We start from the raw sequence: 19,118 nt of genomic DNA, 5'->3' as shown, positions 1-19,118 counted from the left end.
AAGTGCGGTGGGAACTGACTTTAGCCCCCTGACAGCCACTTCGCAAAGCCGGGGTGCGGGGGCCAGCGAACGGGCCTGCGTGCGAGGCTCTCTGAAACTGACGGAGATCCTGTTGTCATTTTCACAACAGTCTGCGACAGACCGATCTCACGACTTCTCTGCAAAAGCTTCGTAAATCCCCTAGGCTGAACCGTCGGCCCGCGGACATGGCTTCAGAAATCCAGTTTGGAGAATTCCCAGGCAGCGGATCGCCATTTGCTGAGTCTGGAGTCCTCGGAAGCACATGTGTGCTGGCTCACGGCTTGCGGCCCGATGGCCAGACGTGCTTCCGGAACGTCCGCTTTGCCGACGAATCTCTCTCAAAGTCGAATCTTCACAGGAACTTTCGACTTACATTGACCGACGTTGATCGGAGTTGACACTGCACTGCGGGCCTCAGTCTAATGAGCACCTCGGTAGACGGTGTCGTACGGCGTCGGGGGAGTTCGCCTCGTCGGTGAGACTGGATGATTGACGACTGAAACTCGGGCCGCACCGTCGTCTGGCAGCAGATGGTCTTGGAGGAACTTCGGAATGCAGAAGAATTTGACGTGGGTGGCTTGCGGACTGTCGCTGGCCGGAGTGTTGATGGTTGTCGCCTCGGGCGACGCCCAGGCCCGCCCGAACTACCTGGGCGAGTTCAAGAAGAGCTACGAGAAACTCGAAGCCGAAGCCGACAAGGTCAAGTGTGGCATTTGTCACTACGGCGAGAGCAAGAAGAATAAGAACGACTACGGCGACGCCATGGGCAAGGCCCTCGACGCCAAGAACGTCAAGGACGCCGAAGTCATCAAGAAGGCGCTGAAGAAGGTCGAAGGCGAAAAGAGCAAGACCGAAGGCAAGACCTTCGGCGACCTGCTCAAGGAAGGCAAGCTCCCGGGCAAGGCTCCGGAATAACTCCGACCTGCCGGAGATGGGTTTGAACCGCGAGGCCGCCGATTGTTTTCGGCGGCCTCGCTTCGTTGATTGCCCCACCAAGGATCGCCCATGCCGCCCCGCGCTGCCTCAACCCGGCGTTACTGGCTCTTCAAGTCCGAACCGTCGGCGTTTTCGATCGACCACCTGGAGGCCGCGGCGGGCCAGACCGCCCCCTGGGATGGCGTCCGGAATTACCAGGCGCGGAACTTCCTGCGGGACGACGTGCAGGTCGGCGACCGGGTCTTGTTCTACTACAGCCGCGAAGAACCGCTGGGAATTTTCGGCACGATGACCGTGGTCAGGGCGGGCTATCCGGATTTCACACAATTCGATCCGACGAGCAAATACTACGATCCAGGCTCCAAGACGGATGCACCCCGCTGGATCATGGTCGACGTGAAGCTCCTCAAGCGATTTCCGGAACCGGTGACGCGCGAGCAACTGGCGGCCGATTCCGCCACGAGCGGAATGCTGGTGATGAAGCGGGGGATGCGGCTGTCGATTCAGCCGGTCACCCCCGAGGAGTGGTCTGCCGTGCACCGGCTCGCCGGCGTCAAGCCGTAACCCGGCTTCCCGACGATCCGCGGAATGCAATACTCTTCGCCCTCGTGCCGCCGTGGGCCGTCGGGAACGAGAACGCTTTCGCCGAGGATTGAGACTGTGTCGGGATCGCACACTCCGCTGCATCGCCACAAAGGGGTCCACCTGGCCCTGGGGATCCTCGTCTCCGCCGCCTGCCTCTGGTGGGCCGCTCGGGACATCCTCAAGGAAAAGGACGCCCTGTCGAAGCTGGGGGGGGCCTTCGCCGACGCCAACTACATCACGGCGATCCCCATTCTCCTGGCCTGGGTCGCGTTCTACTGGCTGAAAGCCTGGCGCTGGCGGCTGCTCCTCCGGCCGGTCGGCGACTATCGCATCCGCCGCGACCTGCTCCCCCCGACCATGATCGGCTTCGCCTTCAACAACCTGCTGCCGGCTCACCTCGGAGACCTGGTTCGAGTCTTCATCTTCTCTCGCCAGTCGAAGGCGCCGCAGACCGCCGTCCTGTCGACCGTCGTGCTGGAACGCGTCTTCGACATCGTGGCCATCCTGCTGATACTCGGCGTCGGGCTGATCTTCGTGCATGGGCTGGACCCCTCGATCCGTCAGTCGGCGGTGGTTTTCGGAGTTGCGGCCGGCTGCTGCGTTCTCGGCGGACTGGCGTTCGTCCTCTGGACGCGGCCGTTCGTGCGACTTTTCGAAGCCGCCATGGAGTGGATTCCCTTTCTTCCCGCCGGGCTGAAGAAGAAGATCGCCGGGATGCTCGAAAGCGGAGCTGAGGGGCTCGCGTCGCTGAAAGACGTCCGGCTGCTGGCGGGGATTCTCGCGACGTCCCAGGCGCAATGGCTCCTCAACGGACTGACGGTCCATCTCGCTCTGTGGAGCTTCGGGATCAACGTCGACCCGCTCGTCTCCTGCATCGTCCTGGGGGTCACCGCGTTCGGCGTGACGGTGCCCTCTTCGCCGGGCTATTTCGGCGTGATTCAGCTTTGCTTCATGGCAGTTCTGAAGTTCTTTACAAAAGATGAAACCGCAGTCTTTGCAGCGTCGATCTACTACCACATGATCCAGTACATCCCGGTCACGCTGATCGGCCTGTGGTACTTCAACACGACCGGCCTGAAAATCGCCGACGTCGAAGCGACCGTCGAAAATCAGTCCGCGGATGTCGTCGTTGAAGCCCCCCCGGCGTAGCCGCCCGCCTGGCGGCTCAGAATCCTCGCCGTGGCCCGGCTGATGCCGTCGGCGGCGCGAATCAGGCCCGGCTGACCGCTGTCGTCGAGCGACTCCTCCACCAGTTCGACCGCCTGCTCCAGCGACAGTCCGTGGCCGACTGAGACGTACAGCGGCGTTTTGCGCCCGGGTGGCTGCAACCGTGCCCCGAGGCGTTCGCCATCCTGTTGGAGCCAGGTGACGATCTCATCCCGGGCCGCTTCCGCCTTTCCGTACAGGTGGTGCTTCGTGACGCCAATCGTCGGAAGTCCCGTGAGAGCGCCCAGGGCCGTTGCAATCCCCGCCCGTCGCGGGTGCAGGACGCCGCTGCCGTCGACCAGCAGCACATCCGCGGCCAGCCCCTCTCGTTCAGCGGCACGGACCAGTTCCAGCAGCACCGGCAACTCCCGAAAGGTCAGGTAGCCGGTGATGTAAGGAAACGTCACCAGAGAAGAAATCGTCAACTCAACCTGCTGCCGGGGAGCGTTCCGGGGAGACTGTACCCAGGCGGCGACCGCCAGGTCGGGAGTAGCATAGGAGATGTCCAGTCCTGCAAGCGTCGCAGGCCGCTGTCGCAGAGGGGACCGCTCCACATGCTGCGCCGATTCCCGCTGCCAGTCGCTCAGCAGAGCCAGCGGGCGGGGTCCGGAAAACTCCGTGAATCGCGGGACGTCCCGGGCGACTCCGGCCGCGTCTCCCGCAACTCCTTCGGCGGCCAGGAGCTTTCGCTGCAACTTCTGCCGGGCGGAGTCACGCCCCGGCCAGCAGTTGGTTCGCAGGATCACGCGTTGCCAGGGAAGATCCGCCGGAGATTCCGCCAGCACGGTGGCCACCCAGCGGGCTGCGGCAACGTCCCCGAGTCCTTTTGCCAGGTCGCCGAACGTCGTTACCGTGCCGCACGGAATCTGCCGGGCCAGGTCCGCCAGACTCTGTCGCAGATCGGGAATCTCCGGAAGCACTGCTCGTAGATTCGTTTGAGATCTGGCGTCTGTGCTTCGGGGCGCTTTCGAATTTCGGATTTCGCGCTTCAATCGTTATCCCGCCAGAATACGGTCCAGCACCAGCGAGGCGATCGTGTAGTAGATCACCACTCCCAGCATATCGCTCAGAGCCGCGATCAGGGGATTTGACATGATCGCGGGATCCATCCCGATGTGTTTGAAGACCAGCGGCAGCATCGACCCGGTCAACGTCCCCATTGTGACGACCATGCCGATCGTCGCCGCCACCACGGCGGATTCCATGACGGTCTGGCCGAAGATCCAGTGGATCGAGACAAAGGAAAACAGCGCCAGGCAGCTCCCCAGCATCAATCCCGTCAAGAACTCGCGGCGGGCCAGTTGAAACCGGGCGTGCCGGTCCATCACCGCGACGGCAATCGCGCGAATGACCAGCGTGGCCGACTGCGATCCCGTGTTGCCGCCGCTGGCCAGGACGAGCGGCAGGAACAGCGCCAGGAACTTGTGGCTTTCCGTCACGCCGTCGAACAGGTCCTGGATGCCGGCGGTCAGCAGCGCAAAGAACGCCAGCAGCATCAGCCAGATGCCGCGCTTCCAGGCGATTTCGAGCAGCGGCGTATCGAAGTAGCTGTGTTCGAGGGGCTGGATGGCCGACTGACGATAGGCGTCTTCGTCGGCCTCCTCCTGCACGACGTCGAGCACGTCGTCGTGGGTGATCATGCCGACGAGCCGGTTCTGGTCGTCGACGACCGGCAGGGCCAGCAGGTCGAACCGCGCGAGCTGCCGGGCCGCCTCGACCTTGTCGTCTTCGACGTGCACCACGACGGGGTTGCGACGCATCAGGTCGACCAGGACCACCGTCGGCCGGGACAGAATCAACTGCCGCAACGTGATCACGCCGTCGAGCCGGCGTTTTTCGTCGAGCACGTAGACGTAGTAAATCGTTTCGCGATTGGGCGCCTGCTGGCGCAGCCGGTCGAGGGCTTCCCGGACGGTGATGTCTTCCGGGAGCGACGCATACTCGGTCGTCATGATCGAGCCGGCGGAACCCTCGGGGTACGACAGCAGTCGCCGGATGTCGTCCCGTTCGGCCTGGGCCACGAGAGGCAGCAGCGCCTCGACCTGCTCTTCGGGCATATTCTCCAGGAGGTCGACGCGATCGTCCGGGGCCATCGCCTCGATCAACCGGGACAGTTCCTTCTTGTCGACGGACTCGACCAGATCCATCTGCTGGTGCGGAACGATGAACTCGAAGATTTCGGCCCGGCGGTGAACGTCGCACGCGTTCAGAACGCGCCAGACCTCGTCCGGTTCCATACCGTCCAGCACCTCGGCCACCACGACCGGGTACAGGACGTTGCAGAATTCACAGAGGCCCAGCTCGTCGTTCTCCTGAAGCATCAGCTTCAGGTCCGGTTGCAGCAGCGGGTTATACATCCGACGCTTCTCCCGGGGACGCCGTCAGCGGCATACGGCGAGGCGCGGTTTCAGGCCGCTGCCAGGCCGTGCTGGAGCTAAGGAAAAAGCCCCGTACGGAAAACTCCGACGGGGCTTGGATATTCGCATCCTCTCGACAGCAGGCGGCGCCGGCTGTGATCGAGTCGGAAAATCAGCGCTTCGAGAACTGGAAGCTGCGACGGGCCTTCTTGAAGCCGTACTTCTTACGCTCGACCATACGGCTGTCGCGAGTCAGGAACGACCCTTCGCTCAGCGTCGCATGCAGGCTGGGGTTCAGAGCCTCCAGCGCACGGGCAATGCCCAGAACAATCGCGCCGGCCTGGCCGGTCGTCCCGCCACCATGCACCCGCACCCAGACGTCGACCTGGCCGAGCTTGTCGGTCGCCCGCAGCGGCGCCTCCACCGTCAGGCGGTCGCGCTCGATGCAGAAGAACTCGCCCATCTGCCGGCCGTTGACTTCGAACTTACCGTTGCCCGGGCGCAGCCGCACGCGGGCGACCGCCGTCTTGCGGCGGCCGGTTCCCATCGCCACGCCGAAACGGTCCAGCTTGCCGCGCTGAATGACGGGAGCCGGTGCGGGAGCATCCGCAGCCAGCGGCTGATCGGTGCCGGAAAACGTCAGCTCCGAAGCGGCGGTGGCCGTGACTTCCGGAGAGGCCGGAGTCGCTTCCGGAGAAGTTGTGATCTCGTCGCTCATGACATCGCTCGTCGGAGAAATTACGGTGACTGGAAACCAATATTCAGCCAGGCGGACCGCGTCAGGGGCTATTCGCGGACGGCGGGCATCAGGTGGGCGGGCATCGGCTGCGGCTGCTGGGCCTGATGCGGGTGCGCCGTGCCGGAGTACAGCTTCAGCTTGTCCAGCATGTGCCGGGCCAGCGCGTTCTTAGGCATCATCCGCTTGACGGCCTTGAGCAGAATGTCCTCAGGACGCTTCTCCCAGAGCTTGATGGCGGTAATCTCGCGACCACCACCCGCCCAGCCGGTGTACCACTTGTACTTTTTCTTGGCCATTTTGTCCGTGAAAGCCGGGTGATCCTTGTGGACCATCGGGCTGCCGGAGAAACGGACCTTATCCGCGTTGATCACGACGATGTAATCGCCGGTGTCAACGTGAGGCGTGTATTCGGGCTTGTGCTTGCCCATCAGGACGGTTGCGAGCTTAGTCGCCAGACGACCGACGATCTGATCTTCGGCGTCCACCACGAACCACTGCGGCTTGATATTGGCCGGCTTCACGAAGCTGGTCTGCTGGGATGTCACTGCAACGACCTTCTGTCTGACTCTCAACACCCCAACTTGCTGTCACGAAAGCACTTCGTGCGAACGCCAGGGCGGTACTACCCGAATGCGGCATCACGGCCGAGACACGTGCACGGAGCGCAACGTGGGCCGAATGCGAATCGGAGAGGATATCGACTCCGCCCGGACCGTTCAACAGCGCGACGGAAATTCTTCGCCGACCTGAGCGACGGGGACGGAAATCGAGAGGGATGAGGAAGGAGAGTGGGTCGTGGATGGTGGATCGTGAGGAGAGGGGGTGGGATGGGAGAGTTGGTCTGTTGGGGATGCCGCAATTCGGCAGGCGGGGGCCCGCCCTAAGCAAAAGGGCGTCCACCGTACGTACCGCGATCGGCTCCGGCGGGGGAGTTTTTTACGTTCTCCCCGCCGGAGTCCGTCTGGCGGTGATGTTGCACCGGTGGAAGTCCCGGCGTTTCAAACACTTGATCAGGTTCGCCGGACTTGCGGCCGGGTGAACGGGAAAAGCTCGACGTCGAGGCTGTGCGCACACGGGGTGCGCCCCTCGGGCTCTCCTTGCGGAAAGCCCGTCGCTGGGCCCTGATCAGGCCCGGTTTGACGGGAATCGTCCGGAACGCCGGCAGCGGACTGCCGACGCGCATGCTCCTATGTCCCCGTCATCTATAGCGGGTTTGTTGCGCGGAATTCACATAAGAGGTGGTTGGTGGGTAGTGGATGGTGGATGGGGAGGAAGACGAAGGGGTGGCGAGTGAGGAGTGGCGCGTGGCGAGTGCGGAGAAGCCGGGAAGAAGAAGAGGACGCGGAGCGTCTGAAGAGTGCGTTCCCAGGCGGAGTCTGGGAACGAGGTTTGTTTGCCAACAACAAACAACAGAGAGCTAATCACAAATCGCAAAGAACCAATCACCAAATACGGAAAGCCCCGCGGCCGAAATCGGCCGCGGGGCTCATTGCTTCAAGACTTCAGCAATCGGCGTCAGACAGGCGTTTCTTCGGCGCCGGCGGCTGCCAGCACCGGTTCCGCGTCGGTCTGCGACGGTTCGAACTCCAGGCGTTTCTGGTCGCCGACTTCCTTCACCGTGACGGTGATGGTGTTGGAGCCCTGGAAGACGCCGCGGAGGAGTTCTTCCGAGAGGGGGTCTTCCACCCAGGTTTCGACGGCGCGACGCAGAGGTCGGGCGCCGAACTCGGTGGCGTTCCCCTTCTCGATGATGAACGCCTTGGCCTCGTCGGTGAGGACGAGATGGAGGCCTTTTTCCTGCAGGCGTTCGCGAACTTTGGACAGCTCGATTTCGACGATCGCCTTCAGGTTTTCTTCGTTCAGCGGGCGGAACACGACCATCTCGTCGAGCCGGCCGAGAAATTCCGGCTTGAACTCGTTTTCGATGTCGTGCATCAGGTCCTGCTTCATCCGGTCGTAGCTGCGTTCTTCGTCGCGGGCGCCGAAGCCGAAATTCGCTCCGAACGAAATCGTCTTGGCTCCCACGTTGGTCGTCATGATGATGACCGTGTTCTTGAAGTCCACCTTGCGGCCGAAGCTGTCGGTCAGGTGGCCTTCTTCCATGATCTGCAGCAGCATGTTGAAGACGTCCGGGTGGGCCTTCTCGATTTCGTCGAGCAGGACCACGGCGTACGGGCGGCGACGGATCTTTTCCGTAAGCTGGCCGCCTTCTTCGTAGCCGACATAGCCGGGGGGAGCCCCGATCAGCCGGCTGACGTTGTGCTTCTCCATGTACTCGGACATGTCGATCTGGATCAGCGCGTCCTGGTTGCCGAACATGAACTCGGCCAGCGTCTTGGCGGTCAGCGTCTTACCCACGCCGGTCGGACCGGCGAAGAGGAACACGCCCGTCGGTCGCTTCGGATCTTTCAATCCGCTGCGGCTGCGGCGAACGGCCTTGGCCACCTGACGAATCGCTTCGTCCTGACTGACGACGCGCTTGTGCAGCTCTTTTTCCATTTCGAGCAGGCGCACCGCGTCTTCGCTCGACAGCCGCATCAGCGGAATGCCGGTCATGCGGGAGACGACTTCGGAGATGACTTCGGCGTCAACGACGCCGTCGGTCTCCTTGGATTTCTCGCGCCAGTCGTGGGTGAGGTTTTCCTTTTTCTTTTTCAGTTTGTCCGCCTGATCGCGGAGCGAAGCGGCTTTTTCGAAGTCCTGGTTCGCGACGGCTTCTTCCTTCGCCTGATTCAGCCGTTCGATTTCTTCTTCCAGGTCCTTCAGGTCGGGCGGACGGACCATGGACTTGAGACGGACCCGAGCCCCGGCCTCGTCGATGACGTCGATGGCCTTATCGGGGAGGCAGCGGGCCGTGATGTAGCGGTTCGACAGCTCGACGGCCTTGGCGAGGGCGTCGTCGGTGATCTGCACGCGGTGGTGCGATTCGTAGCGGTCGCGAAGTCCCTTGAGGATTTCGATGGTCTGTTCGGCGCTGGGCGGTTCGACGTCGACCCGCTGGAAGCGGCGTTCGAGGGCGCCGTCCTTTTCGATGTACTTGCGGTACTCGTCGAGGGTGGTGGCGCCGATGCACTGCAGCTCGCCGCGGCTGAGGGCCGGTTTGAGGACGTTGGAGGCGTCGATCGCCCCTTCCGCACCGCCGGCGCCCACGAGGGTGTGGAGCTCGTCGATGAAGAGGATGGTGTTCTTGGCCCGTTTGACTTCGTTCATCACGGCCTTGATGCGTTCTTCGAACTGGCCGCGATACTTGGTGCCGGCGACCATCATGGCGAGGTCGAGGACCACCACGCGTTTGTCGCGGAGGGGTTCGGGGACGTCGCCGTTGATAACCATCTGGGCGAAGCCCTCGACGATTGCGGTCTTGCCGACGCCGGCTTCACCGAGCAGGACCGGGTTATTTTTCTGCCGGCGGGAGAGAATCGTGATGACGCGTTCGATTTCTTTTTCGCGTCCGATGACCGGGTCGAGCTTGCCCTGGCGGGCGAGTTCGGTGAGGTCGCGGCCGAAGCTGTCGAGCGCGGGGGTCTTGCTCTTGCTCGACTTGCCCGAGGAGGCGCCGGCCTGGGCTCCGCCCCGTTCGGGGGTGGTTTCGGCGCCTTCTGTGCCGTGGCCGAGGAGGTTCAGAACCTCTTCGCGGACGTCTTCCAGCTTGAGGCCCAGGTTCATCAGGACCTGAGCGGCGACCCCTTCCTGTTCGCGGATCAGGCCGAGCAGCAGATGCTCGGTTCCGACGTAGTTATGGTTGAGGTTCCGCGCCTCTTCCATCGCGTATTCGATGACTTTCTTGGCCCGGGGCGTCTGGGGAAGTTTCCCCATCGTGACCATGTCCGGGCCGGACTGGACGACCTTTTCCACTTCCAGGCGGATTTTGCGGAGGTCGACGTCCAGGTGTTTCAGGACGTTGGCGGCGACGCCGGAACCCTCTTTCACCAGGCCGAGCAGGATGTGCTCGGTCCCGATGTATTCGTGGTTGAAGCGTTGCGCCTCCTGGTTGGCCAGTTGCATGACCTTGCGGGCGCGGTCGGTAAATCGCTCGTACATCTCGCAGCCTCCTTCGAGGTTTCTTCGTTCAGGCGGCTCGACGTCCTGTCGAACACTCAAGACCAGATCGGCCCTGTCGCCGATCTGATCCTCCGCCGGACACCGGGACAGTCCCGGGTTCCGGTCGGACGGGATTCCGCTGCCCTGTCATCCCGATCGAGGAGCACTTGGAGTTTCGACACGGACTGGAATCCGGTGTTCGCAGCCACCTGCAATTCCTGCCGTCCCGCCACTCGCCGCCGTCCTCGCCTCTATCAAATTTCCGGAATCCTAGGTCACACCCACCGTTCCGGCACTCGAAACCCGAGCCCGGTGACTTGCTTCCATCGGGAACGCCCGGTTCGCATTCCAGATCTGTCCGTCGTCGCTGCCCGCGCGATGCCTGCCGCCCCTACAACTGTCGCAAGCGTGTCAATTTGTCGCGCCAGATGCTTCAGATCGAAAAGGTTGCACAACACCGATTGGCAGTCTGACGTGAGCCTTCCCCGCGGGCCTGCCAGAACGGCGGGCAATCGTCGGCGAAGGGCTCGCCAGCGGTTGTCGTAAGTTCAAACCTGACAGCGGGATCGGCCATGAATCGGATCCTGTGAGCACGCTTCGAATTCTAGTGCCCGACTTCCAAAGAGGCAAGGAGCGTGCCAACGATGAAAAACCTGGTGCGCGATTGGAAGTCTTCCCGGGGTCGCGGCGCTATACTGGCTCCGAGATCCGTTCGACGTGACTGACCGCCAGACATTTCCGGAGGAGCTTCCGTGGCGACTGCTCAAATTGCCGACCTCTCAGTCTTCTACATTGATCAGGGGGAGGGGGCTCCGGTCATCTTCCTGCATGGCATGCCGCTCGACCATCGGATGTGGCGGCATCAGGCTGCTGCCCTCGCTGGCCGCTGTCGCGTCCTGATCCCGGATCTGCGGGGTTTCGGCCGGACGGGCGGCGCCAGTGACAAAACGACGATGGACCAGTTGGCGGACGATGTGCTGGCATTGCTTGACGTGCTGCAGATCACGGAGCCAGCGACGATTTGCGGGCTGTCGATGGGGGGGTATCTTTCGCTGTTGCTGGCGAAGAAGGCTCCGGAGCGGTTACGGGCGCTGATCCTCTGTGATTGCCGCAGCCAGGCCGACGTCCCCGAAGCTGCTGCCAACCGGCTGACGTTGGCGGACCGGGTGCTGACTGATGGGCCGCGGGTGATCGCCGAATCGATGCTGCCGCGACTGTTTGGCAGCCGGACGAACGAGCAGAATCCGATGGCGGTCGATCAGGTTCGCGACGTGATCCTGGCCGGTTCCCCGCGCGGGATCGCAGCGGCGCAGCGGGGGATGGCAGAGCGTCCGGACCTGACCGCTTCGCTCGGCACGATTGCGGTTCCGACGCTCGTGATCTGCGGCGAGGAGGACGCGATTTCGCCGCTGGCCGAGATGCAGTTCCTGGCCGGGCAGATTCCGGGGGCGGAGTTCGTGCCGGTCCCGGGAGCCGGACACATGGCTCCGCTGGAACAGCCGGACGCGGTGAATGCCGCTGTGACGTCGTTTCTGGAGCGACACGGGATTGCATCCTGAGGGTCGCGTCGTTGCGTGAAATTTTTTCGACTCGCCCCAAGAGCCACTCTGCATGCGTCCTCTGCTGATTCTCGACGTCGTCGGTCTGACTTACGACATGCTGGGGCCGGACACGCCTCATCTTTCCCGCCTGGCGGCGGAGGGATTCGCTCGGCCGCTGACCGGCATTCTGCCGGGGGTGACGTGCTCCGCGCAGGCGACGATGCTGACGGGCACGCTGCCGCGCGAGCACGGAATTGTGGCCAACGGCTGGTACTTCCGCGATCTGGCGGAAGTGATGTTCTGGCGGCAGTCGAACCGGTTGATCCAGGGGGAGCGGCTCTACGAAGCCGGCAAGAAACGGGATCCCGGCTACACGACCGCCAAGATGTTCTGGTGGTACAACATGTATGCGCCGGTCGAGTACTCGATGACTCCCCGGCCGAGCTACCCGGCCGACGGCCGGAAGATTTTTGATTCCTACAGTCAGCCGCCGGGGCTGCGCGACGAGCTGCAATCCAAGCTGGGCGTGTTTCCGCTGCCCCGATTCTGGGGGCCGATTGCGGACATCGTCAGCTCGCGCTGGATCGCCGACGCCAGCCTGGAGGTGATGCGGCGATATCGCCCGAGTCTGAACCTCGTCTATCTGCCGCATCTGGACTACAACCTGCAGCGTCTCGGTCCGGATGATCCGCGGATTCGCGAGGACATCCGGCAGGTGGATGCCGAGGCGGGCAAGCTGATCGAGGCCGCGCGAGAACTCGACATGGAGGTCCTCGTCGTCTCGGAGTACGCCATTACGGCTGTCTCGCAGCCGGTTCCGATTAATCGCGTGCTGCGGGAAGCGGGCTATCTCGTGGCCCGTCGGGAGCCGCTGGGCTGGGAAACACTCGACTGCGGGGCGTGCCGGGCGTTTGCGGTGAGCGACCATCAGTTGGCTCATGTCTACGTCCGGCATCCGGAAGATGTCGCCGCGGTGAAAACCTTGCTGGAGAAGACTCCAGGAATCGAACGGGTTCTTGATCGCGCGGAGCAGGGGGAGTTCGGACTCGATCACGAACGTTCGGGGGAATTGATTGCGATCAGTGCACCCGGCGCGTGGTTCACGTATTACTTCTGGCTCGATGATCGCGTTGCTCCGGATTATGCCCGGACGATCGACATTCACCGCAAACCGGGATACGACCCGGTCGAGCTGTTCGTTGACCCGCAGCTTCGGTTTCCGAAACTCCGAATGGCCCGACGGCTGGCCCAGAAATTCCTTGGGTTCCGCTACTACATGGACGTCATCGGTCTGGATGCCGGAATCATCAAGGGCTCGCACGGCCGACTGCCGACCCTTGGGCGGGAAGCGGCCGAATCGCCGGTCCTGATTTCCTCAAGTCGGCAGATTGAGGCCGATCGGCTGGGGCTTGTGGACGTCAAGCGGCTGGCCCTGGAGCTCCAGTTCTCCTGACAGTTTCGCCCGGTTCGAGCGTTCCGAAGTCGGACCGTTCTGCGCGAAAACCGTTTGGCCGGGAGAACTGGTCGGGCGTCCTGTTTTTTGCGGTAAGAGATTCTGTAGAAATCGTTTACGACGAATTCTCCTGGATTTGCCAGATGGATTTTCTGCCAGTTTTTTGCGCAGAAATGCCCGATAAAGCAGTTGCTAAGACGCTTTCCGGACGTTTATATTTGCAATATCCGATGCTTTTGCATCGCCGCTTTCCTCGCAGGATCGACGGAATGCCCATCCACCGTTGTCGGACCCGCATCAGCCGCATCTCTCCTCAGGAGGCGGCGTTCACGGAGGGTCCTTACTCCTGCGCGTTCTGGCGGGAGTGCCGGTCAGCGGTCGACTTTCCCCAGCTTGCTCGCAGCGTCCATCTGGCGGCGTGGGCCGATGCCCAGGAGCACAAGTGGACCACGAGCGGCGAGCATTGTTTCGACCGGGGGGCTCAGGCGATCAGCGAATGGTACGAGAAGCACCATGCCTGGTTCTGCCGGCATCTGCTGCTGGAGCATGTAACCGGGGTCCAGCATTGGCAGGAGTTTGGAGAGGAATCCTACGGGATCCTCGAACCGCAGATTGACGGGGACGACCCCATCACGGGGCGCGTGCTGGACAAGGTTTTTCGGGGTGCGGAAGCCTTCAATCTGACCTGGTGGAAGCTGGAGGCGGGGCTCTCGCCTGCGGAGTGCGAGCAGGTGACCCGAGTGCTGGCGCAGATCGATATTAATCGGGCCCGCGTTGAGCCGATTCGCTACGACGGATTCTGAAGCTCTGCGGATGGCCCGGAGGCGTGATTGCGAGCCCTCTCGCGCCCATCGGCACCCGAAGAAATCGAACGACGCCGGTCAGACAGTCCCGATCCGCTGATGAATGCGTTCGGCGGGGCCGGTGATTTCGTCGTTGAAGGGCGGCGTCTCCGTTCTTCAGATCGCGACGCCGGGTGGGTGTCAATTGTCGCGGCCCTCGCGAAATCCCCCCGAGACACCCCAAATTTCCTGTTTTTCGTCTCGCGTTCAAGAATTCGTAAAAATGACACTTTTTTTGTGATCCTACTCACGCCCGGAATGCGTCTGATGCGTAAGAATACTGTGTGGAGCACAGGATCGGGCCAGAGGGTTCGGTCGTAGCGACCTCGCCGGAACAGTGGATTCCGGTCCAGTCAGCAAACCGAGGAGAGCAGGGATGTTAGTTCTGACACGGAAAAGCGGAGAGGAGCTGGTGATCGGGGACGGGATCGTCGTCTCGGTCCTGAGTGTCCAGGGAGGGCGCGTTCAGATCGGGATTGCGGCTCCGAAATCGGTCCGGATCCGCCGCCTCGAAGCCGAACCTAAGCTGCCGGAACAGAAATCGGACTCGGAGATTTACGTCTGCGCGTCGTCGGGTCAGGCCGAATAGGTGCGAATCCTGGCCAGCGGCGAAATCTCGTTGGCTCAACGTGCGTTTGCAGGGCGAAGCGGCGCTGACCCAGTTCAGGTCAGGCCGCGAATGGGTTCGCCGAAGTAGACGGGATGCGGCCGCCCGAGTTCATCCTCCCAGGCGACCGTATCCGGCAGGCCCAGTGCGGAGTAGATCGTCGCGGCCAGATTTTCTGGCGTTTGTGGCGAATCTGCGGCGTAGCCACCCATGCTGTCGGTCGCCCCGATGACGCGGCCGCCGGCGATGCCGCCCCCCGCCAGCCAGACGGATTGGACGGCGCCCCAGTGATCGCGGCCCGGCAACTTGTAATGCTGCGGCAGGCCGAAGACTTTCGGCGTCCGGCCGAACTCACCGGCCATCACGATCAGCGTGTCGTCGAGCCGGCCGCTGGCGGACAGGTCGTCCAGGAGGGCGGAGACGGCCCGATCCATGGGGGGGAGGAGGAGGTTCTTCAAGTTCGGGAAGGCATTCCCGTGCGTATCCCACGTTTCGTTGTTGCCGAGATTGACCTGCACCAGATTGACCCCGGCCTCCACCAGCCGCCGGGCCATCAGCAACGACCAGCCGAACGAGTTTCGCCCGTAACGATCCTGGATTTCGGGTTCTGCGGCCGTTACGTCGAACGCCGAGCGGATCGACTTGTCGGTGAGGAGCGAAATCGCGGCTTGTCGATGTCGATCGAATTCCTCGGTCTGCGCCGCACGATCCAAGGACTTGCGCTGGCCGTCGATCGACGCCAGCAGATCCATTCGCTTCAGCATGCGCCCCGTCGGCAAGTGCTCGGGCATTTCCAGGCTGGGGGCCTGAAACTTCAGTCCGGCGACGTGTTTGGTTCCGTTCTGGTGATCGAATTCAAACTCCGGAAACGCGCCATAGGACTGGCCGTTAAACGGTGCGGCGTCGATGAACCACGGCTCGCGATTGGGCCCCATTTCGCCGGCAAATTGGCCGGGGATGACGCGTCCGGTCCGATGAATCATCCGCTCGGGGAGCACGACTGCGGGGGGGAGGTTGTTCCGAGGGCGGGTGGTTGCACCGGCGATCGCCGCGATGGACGGCCAGTCCTGCGGCGTCGGCTTGCTGGCGTTGAATGTCGGCGGCAGCAGCGTCCGCCCGGTCAGCATGACCATATGGCCCTGGGAATGTTCGTTATAGGGGTGGGTCAGCGATCGGACGAGAGACCAGTGTTTGCTGCGGGCCGCCAGCATGGGCAGATGTTCGCAGATCTGAATCCCCGGTGTCTGCGTGGCGATCGGAGCGAACTCGCCACGGACGTTGTCGGGGGCGTCGGGTTTCGGATCGAAGCTGTCGTGCTGGCCGATGCCGCCCGACAGGAAGATGAAGATCACCGATTTTCCGGCGGCGGTGAGTTTCGCTCCCGCGCCGGCGGCAGCCGCGGCGCGGAGGGGCTGCAGGTGGTTTGCTCCCAGTCCCAGGAGCGAGATGGCTCCCGCCTGGACGGCAAATCGTCGGCTCATGGCCGGATGACACCACCGAGCACCGGTCATTGGGACCCCCATCTTTGCAGCGGACAACGCATCAACAGTTGTTAAAGTATCGTCTTCGGGAGAGCCGGGCAATCGTTTTCGTCGAGCGGCGGCCGGGTTGCCGAAGCTTCTGTTCAGAAACGGCCTCCCTTTCCGATTTTTCAGACGTCGACCGACAAAGGTTGCAGGCCGGCTCCAACAATTGCCTCAAGTCGGACGTAACACTTGGTGTGACCTGCCCTACGCGGTCGCGGCGATTCGCCGTGCTTCCCGCACTGTCCAATTGATGCGAAGACAGGAGCTTCCCCATGCCTCATCTGCCGAATCTCAAACAACCCGGCTTCCGCCAGACGGTGGCGGCCATGCTCGCAGGCGGCGCTTTGGTCGCCGTCGGAATGACCTGGAAACCCGAGCAGACTGCGCATGCAGTTCCGCCGCACGCCGCGGCCGACGAACTGTCCGCGGCGTTTCGGGCCGTGGCCGCCGAGGCCGTGCCCAGCGTGGTCTCGATCGAAACGCGGACCAAGGCCCGCCGGGTCGATTTCCAGGGACGGGGCGGAACTCCGTTCGACGACGAGAACAATCCGCTGCGTCAGTTCTTTGGCGATGATCCGCGCTTCCGCGAAATGTTCCGGCAGCCGCAGCAGCGGATGATGCCCGAGCAGCAGGGGATGGGCTCCGGGTTCATCATTGATGCGTCGGGCGTGATCATGACGAACAGTCACGTCGTCAACGGCGCCGACGAAGTCCTGGTCCGTCTGTCGGACGGCCGGGAGTTCATCGGTGAAGATATCAAGACCGATCCGCGCACGGACGTGGCGATCATCCGCATCTCCGGCGCCACAAACCTCAAGCCGATCCGCCTCGGCGACAGCCATGCGACCGAAGTCGGCGACTGGGTGATGGCCGTCGGCAATCCGTTCGGCCTCGAGCTGAGCGTGACTTCGGGGATCATCAGCGGCAAAGGTCGCGGTCGCAATATCGCGGAGCGTGAAGAGTTTCTGCAGACCGACGCCGCGATCAATCCCGGCAACAGCGGCGGTCCGCTGCTGAATCTGCACGGCGAGGTGATCGGCATCAATACGGCGATCGCGTCGCGTTCGGGGGGATACGACGGAATCGGCTTTGCCATTCCGATTCACCTGGCGCAGTGGGTCGGCGATCAGCTTGCCAAGGACGGAAAGGTGAAGCGGGCCTACCTGGGGGTCGTCATCTCGCAGGTGAATGCGGATGTCGCGAAACAGGCCAAGGTCAACGTGCGCGAAGGCGCCTTTGTCCGCGAAGTCCGCAACGACGGCCCTGCCGACAAGGCGGGCGTCGAACCGGGGGACGTGATCCTGACGCTGGACGGTAAGAAGGTGACCGACACGCACAACCTGCAGGGAATCGTCGAACGGCTGGAGATCGGCAAGAAGTATCCGCTGGTCGTCTCGCGTGACGGCAAGCCGCAGACGCTGTCGGTATCGGTCGAAGAGATGCCGGGCGAGTACACCCTCGCGTCCCGCGAAGGGGGCGAGGAGCACGCGCCGAAGGTCGATGCGGTGGAGAGCCTGGGCATTACCGTGACTCCGCTGACGCCGCAGCTTGCGGGGCAGCTCGGCGTGCAGATCGCCGAAGGCCTGGTGGTGACGGAAGTGGATGAAAGCGGGCTGGCGGCGCGGGCGGGAGTCAGCGTCGGCGACGTGATCGACCGAGTGGGAAGCACGCCGGTCAAGACGCTGGACGATCTTCAGTCCGCAGTGAAGGCGGAGGACCTGAAGCAGGGCCTGGTGCTGCACCTGCGGTCGAAGGAAGGCAAGCGCATTGCGATTCTGAAGGGGAACCGCGACTGAGCGATTTCCGGAGAGCGTCTCACCCTGACCGGACCGCCGGCCGCGCGACTTGTTCGCGCGACCGGCGGTCTGCGTTTCTATTGCATCACGGACCGAACCAAATCTCCCTCGTCACCAGGTGACGTCCAGTATACGGTGATGCCATGTTCCTGAAGGGTCTTGATTTCCCGGCAAATGAAATTCAGTGACAGGAGCAATGCCTGCACTCCATCATCGCCGTAAATTATGATCGGTGATTTGAACAGGAACGGCGCCGTCAGAGTGCATCCCCAGCACCGTCGATCCGGGTCAATATCGGGCCAACCGATCGAGACCGTGACTGGGCGCTCAACTCCCGCCTGTCGTAGCGTAAGGCGTCGGGTCAGCGGCTGCGTGCTCATCCGGCAATCCAGTTGTGGGGCGAGGCCATTGCAAGTTCAGTTCGACGTTGGTCTCTGACGATGCTGCCGCAATCCGATGATCCCGATTGCGAGAATCGGTACTGCCGCTGCACCGCCGGTCCACATCGGACACCATGCTTTGGCACGTCCCTGCGCGAGTTCGACGGGCGAAACTTCGGCAGAGACTCTCCCAACGGCCTGCAGCGCCAGCATCGAAGCACCGACGCCGATGAAAGCGGGCAATGCTGCGGAGGCCAGCAATCCCCGAAACCATCCCGTTGACCGTGGCTGCGACAGCCCGTAGAGCCCCAGGATCGTGAGACAACCCCCGATTGTGAGACTTGCGACGCCGAGCAGGCCCAGATCGCGCAGCAGGAATTGAAACAGCAAGATGCGATTCCCCGTTGATGCTGATGCTACCGGTCGACCGATCACACAAGTCGGGTGATCACGAATCGACCTTACTGGACGTTTCCGAGTCTGGCAATGGATTCCGGGGGGGGCGGCGGACCTGCCACCATGCGGCGGTGAGCACTCCGAGGCTGTTAATTGCCACGTCGGTCCAGGTTCCGCCTCGCTACGGCACGAATGTCTGATGGTATTCGTCGGAAACGGCGAACAGGATCGCGATCAGTGCGGCAATGCCGATCGTCCAGGAGCGATCCACTTTCCAGATTCGACGAAGAACAGCCTGGAGCAGGACGAAGACGACGGCGAATTCGAACGCATGCCAGCCTTTGACGATGACGAACCAACTTAAGCCCCAGAACATCACGAACGCAGTGAGCGAGTCTTCGTCGGGCAGGACGTGGGCCGCGATCCAGGCGAAGAAGTCGTGCGGCAGAATGACCGTGCAATACGATGCGAAGATCAGGCCGCACCAGACCAATGCTGCGAGGGCTGAGGAATGCGCGCGAGCCACCCCTGACGCACCCACTGGCGAGAGTTTTGAATCGTCCGGCAAGTGAATCCTCGGCTGACTGGTTTGACGGGCTCTGCTTGAGAACCGGCTTGTCCGAGGCTCCGCCTTGCGTACGCTTGCCGTCTGGAGAACTGGGAGAAGACGACGCAGAGCGTCGGAAGAGGCG

16 protein-coding genes are annotated in these 19,118 nt (G+C 62.7%); 8 read left to right on the top strand and 8 right to left on the bottom strand.

The features are described 5' to 3' along the window. Nucleotides 1-573 precede the first annotated feature (573 nt). The 3 genes from SH412_RS03510 (at nt 574) to SH412_RS03500 (ending at nt 2,691) form a co-directional block, all read left to right on the top strand. Nucleotides 574-936 carry a hypothetical protein gene (locus SH412_RS03510; protein WP_336522127.1) on the top strand — a complete coding sequence of 121 codons (363 nt, stop codon included), beginning with the start codon at nt 574-576 and terminating at the stop codon, nt 934-936. A 90-nt stretch (nt 937-1,026) separates the two neighbouring features. Next, on the top strand, nt 1,027-1,521 hold the full coding sequence (locus SH412_RS03505; protein WP_336522126.1) for an EVE domain-containing protein: 495 nt from the start codon (nt 1,027-1,029) through the stop codon (nt 1,519-1,521). A gap of 96 nt (nt 1,522-1,617) precedes the next feature. Then, nucleotides 1,618-2,691 (top strand): lysylphosphatidylglycerol synthase transmembrane domain-containing protein, encoded by a 1,074-nt coding sequence (locus tag SH412_RS03500; RefSeq protein WP_336522125.1) that lies wholly within the window; start codon nt 1,618-1,620, stop codon nt 2,689-2,691. Here the strand turns inward: SH412_RS03500 and SH412_RS03495 are convergent. The 5 genes from SH412_RS03495 to SH412_RS03475 form a co-directional block, all read right to left on the bottom strand. Continuing rightward, nucleotides 2,652-3,668 carry an endonuclease V gene (locus SH412_RS03495; protein WP_336522124.1) on the bottom strand — a complete coding sequence of 339 codons (1,017 nt, stop codon included), beginning with the start codon at nt 3,666-3,668 and terminating at the stop codon, nt 2,652-2,654. The two genes, SH412_RS03500 and SH412_RS03495, sit on opposite strands and share 40 nt — an antisense overlap. 75 nt (nt 3,669-3,743) lie before the next feature. Beyond that, a complete protein-coding gene (mgtE, locus tag SH412_RS03490) occupies nt 3,744-5,105 on the bottom strand; it encodes a magnesium transporter (RefSeq protein WP_336522123.1) in 1,362 nt (453 codons plus the stop codon). A gap of 172 nt (nt 5,106-5,277) precedes the next feature. After that, on the bottom strand, nt 5,278-5,823 hold the full coding sequence (gene rpsI / locus SH412_RS03485; protein ID WP_419555767.1) for a 30S ribosomal protein S9: 546 nt from the start codon (nt 5,821-5,823) through the stop codon (nt 5,278-5,280). A gap of 68 nt (nt 5,824-5,891) precedes the next feature. Beyond that, a complete protein-coding gene (gene rplM, locus SH412_RS03480; protein WP_336522122.1) occupies nt 5,892-6,389 on the bottom strand; it encodes a 50S ribosomal protein L13 in 498 nt (165 codons plus the stop codon). Nucleotides 6,390-7,359: 970 nt separating this feature from the next. Beyond that, nucleotides 7,360-9,885 carry an ATP-dependent Clp protease ATP-binding subunit gene (locus SH412_RS03475; protein ID WP_336522121.1) on the bottom strand — a complete coding sequence of 842 codons (2,526 nt, stop codon included), beginning with the start codon at nt 9,883-9,885 and terminating at the stop codon, nt 7,360-7,362. A 752-nt stretch (nt 9,886-10,637) separates the two neighbouring features. Between SH412_RS03475 and SH412_RS03470 the strand changes: the two genes are divergently transcribed. From SH412_RS03470 to SH412_RS03455, 4 genes are all read left to right on the top strand, one after another. Beyond that, on the top strand, nt 10,638-11,444 hold the full coding sequence (locus SH412_RS03470) for an alpha/beta fold hydrolase (protein ID WP_336522120.1): 807 nt from the start codon (nt 10,638-10,640) through the stop codon (nt 11,442-11,444). Nucleotides 11,445-11,496: 52 nt separating this feature from the next. Then, nucleotides 11,497-12,879, top strand: coding sequence for an alkaline phosphatase family protein (locus tag SH412_RS03465; RefSeq protein WP_336522119.1), 1,383 nt, complete (start codon nt 11,497-11,499; stop codon nt 12,877-12,879). 269 nt (nt 12,880-13,148) lie between these two features. Then, a complete protein-coding gene (locus tag SH412_RS03460) occupies nt 13,149-13,682 on the top strand; it encodes a hypothetical protein (protein ID WP_336522118.1) in 534 nt (177 codons plus the stop codon). A 415-nt stretch (nt 13,683-14,097) separates the two neighbouring features. Next, nucleotides 14,098-14,310 carry a carbon storage regulator gene (locus SH412_RS03455; RefSeq protein ID WP_336522117.1) on the top strand — a complete coding sequence of 71 codons (213 nt, stop codon included), beginning with the start codon at nt 14,098-14,100 and terminating at the stop codon, nt 14,308-14,310. 74 nt (nt 14,311-14,384) lie between these two features. Here SH412_RS03455 and SH412_RS03450 read toward each other — a convergent pair whose 3' ends face one another. Then, nucleotides 14,385-15,809: a DUF1501 domain-containing protein gene (locus SH412_RS03450; RefSeq protein WP_336522116.1), complete on the bottom strand. Its 1,425-nt coding sequence runs from the start codon at nt 15,807-15,809 to the stop codon at nt 14,385-14,387. 317 nt (nt 15,810-16,126) lie between these two features. Here SH412_RS03450 and SH412_RS03445 point away from each other — a divergent pair, with 317 nt between their 5' ends. After that, nucleotides 16,127-17,650: a Do family serine endopeptidase gene (locus tag SH412_RS03445; RefSeq protein ID WP_336522115.1), complete on the top strand. Its 1,524-nt coding sequence runs from the start codon at nt 16,127-16,129 to the stop codon at nt 17,648-17,650. A gap of 77 nt (nt 17,651-17,727) precedes the next feature. Here the strand turns inward: SH412_RS03445 and SH412_RS28520 are convergent, their stop codons facing one another. Together SH412_RS28520 and SH412_RS03440 are read right to left on the bottom strand one after the other, a co-directional pair. After that, the gene (locus tag SH412_RS28520) at nt 17,728-18,030 is read right to left on the bottom strand and encodes a DUF6968 family protein (RefSeq protein WP_419555766.1); all 303 of its coding nucleotides are present in this window, start codon (nt 18,028-18,030) and stop codon (nt 17,728-17,730) included. Nucleotides 18,031-18,607: 577 nt separating this feature from the next. Continuing rightward, nucleotides 18,608-18,952: a VanZ family protein gene (locus SH412_RS03440; protein WP_336522114.1), complete on the bottom strand. Its 345-nt coding sequence runs from the start codon at nt 18,950-18,952 to the stop codon at nt 18,608-18,610. Nucleotides 18,953-19,118 lie beyond the last annotated feature (166 nt).

The organism is Planctellipticum variicoloris (assembly GCF_030622045.1).
In the GTDB taxonomy this organism is placed as follows: Bacteria; Planctomycetota; Planctomycetia; order Planctomycetales; family Planctomycetaceae; genus Planctellipticum; species Planctellipticum variicoloris.
The sequence above is the reverse complement of the archived record's forward strand: the minus strand, read 5'-3'. Positions and strand labels throughout refer to the sequence as shown.

What these genes read in the sequence shown, in the direction of transcription:
- SH412_RS03510 (WP_336522127.1), top strand. Translation starts at nt 574, where the DNA reads ATGCAGAAGAATTTGACGTGGGTGGCTTGCGGACTGTCGCTGGCCGGA.
- SH412_RS03505 (WP_336522126.1), top strand. Translation starts at nt 1,027, where the DNA reads ATGCCGCCCCGCGCTGCCTCAACCCGGCGTTACTGGCTCTTCAAGTCC.
- mgtE (WP_336522123.1), bottom strand. Translation starts at nt 5,105, where the DNA reads ATGTATAACCCGCTGCTGCAACCGGACCTGAAGCTGATGCTTCAGGAG.
- rpsI (WP_419555767.1), bottom strand. Translation starts at nt 5,823, where the DNA reads ATGAGCGACGAGATCACAACTTCTCCGGAAGCGACTCCGGCCTCTCCG.
- SH412_RS03475 (WP_336522121.1), bottom strand. Translation starts at nt 9,885, where the DNA reads ATGTACGAGCGATTTACCGACCGCGCCCGCAAGGTCATGCAACTGGCC.
- SH412_RS03465 (WP_336522119.1), top strand. Translation starts at nt 11,497, where the DNA reads ATGCGTCCTCTGCTGATTCTCGACGTCGTCGGTCTGACTTACGACATG.
- SH412_RS03460 (WP_336522118.1), top strand. Translation starts at nt 13,149, where the DNA reads ATGCCCATCCACCGTTGTCGGACCCGCATCAGCCGCATCTCTCCTCAG.
- SH412_RS03455 (WP_336522117.1), top strand. Translation starts at nt 14,098, where the DNA reads ATGTTAGTTCTGACACGGAAAAGCGGAGAGGAGCTGGTGATCGGGGAC.
- SH412_RS03450 (WP_336522116.1), bottom strand. Translation starts at nt 15,809, where the DNA reads ATGAGCCGACGATTTGCCGTCCAGGCGGGAGCCATCTCGCTCCTGGGA.
- SH412_RS03445 (WP_336522115.1), top strand. Translation starts at nt 16,127, where the DNA reads ATGCCTCATCTGCCGAATCTCAAACAACCCGGCTTCCGCCAGACGGTG.
- SH412_RS28520 (WP_419555766.1), bottom strand. Translation starts at nt 18,030, where the DNA reads ATGAGCACGCAGCCGCTGACCCGACGCCTTACGCTACGACAGGCGGGA.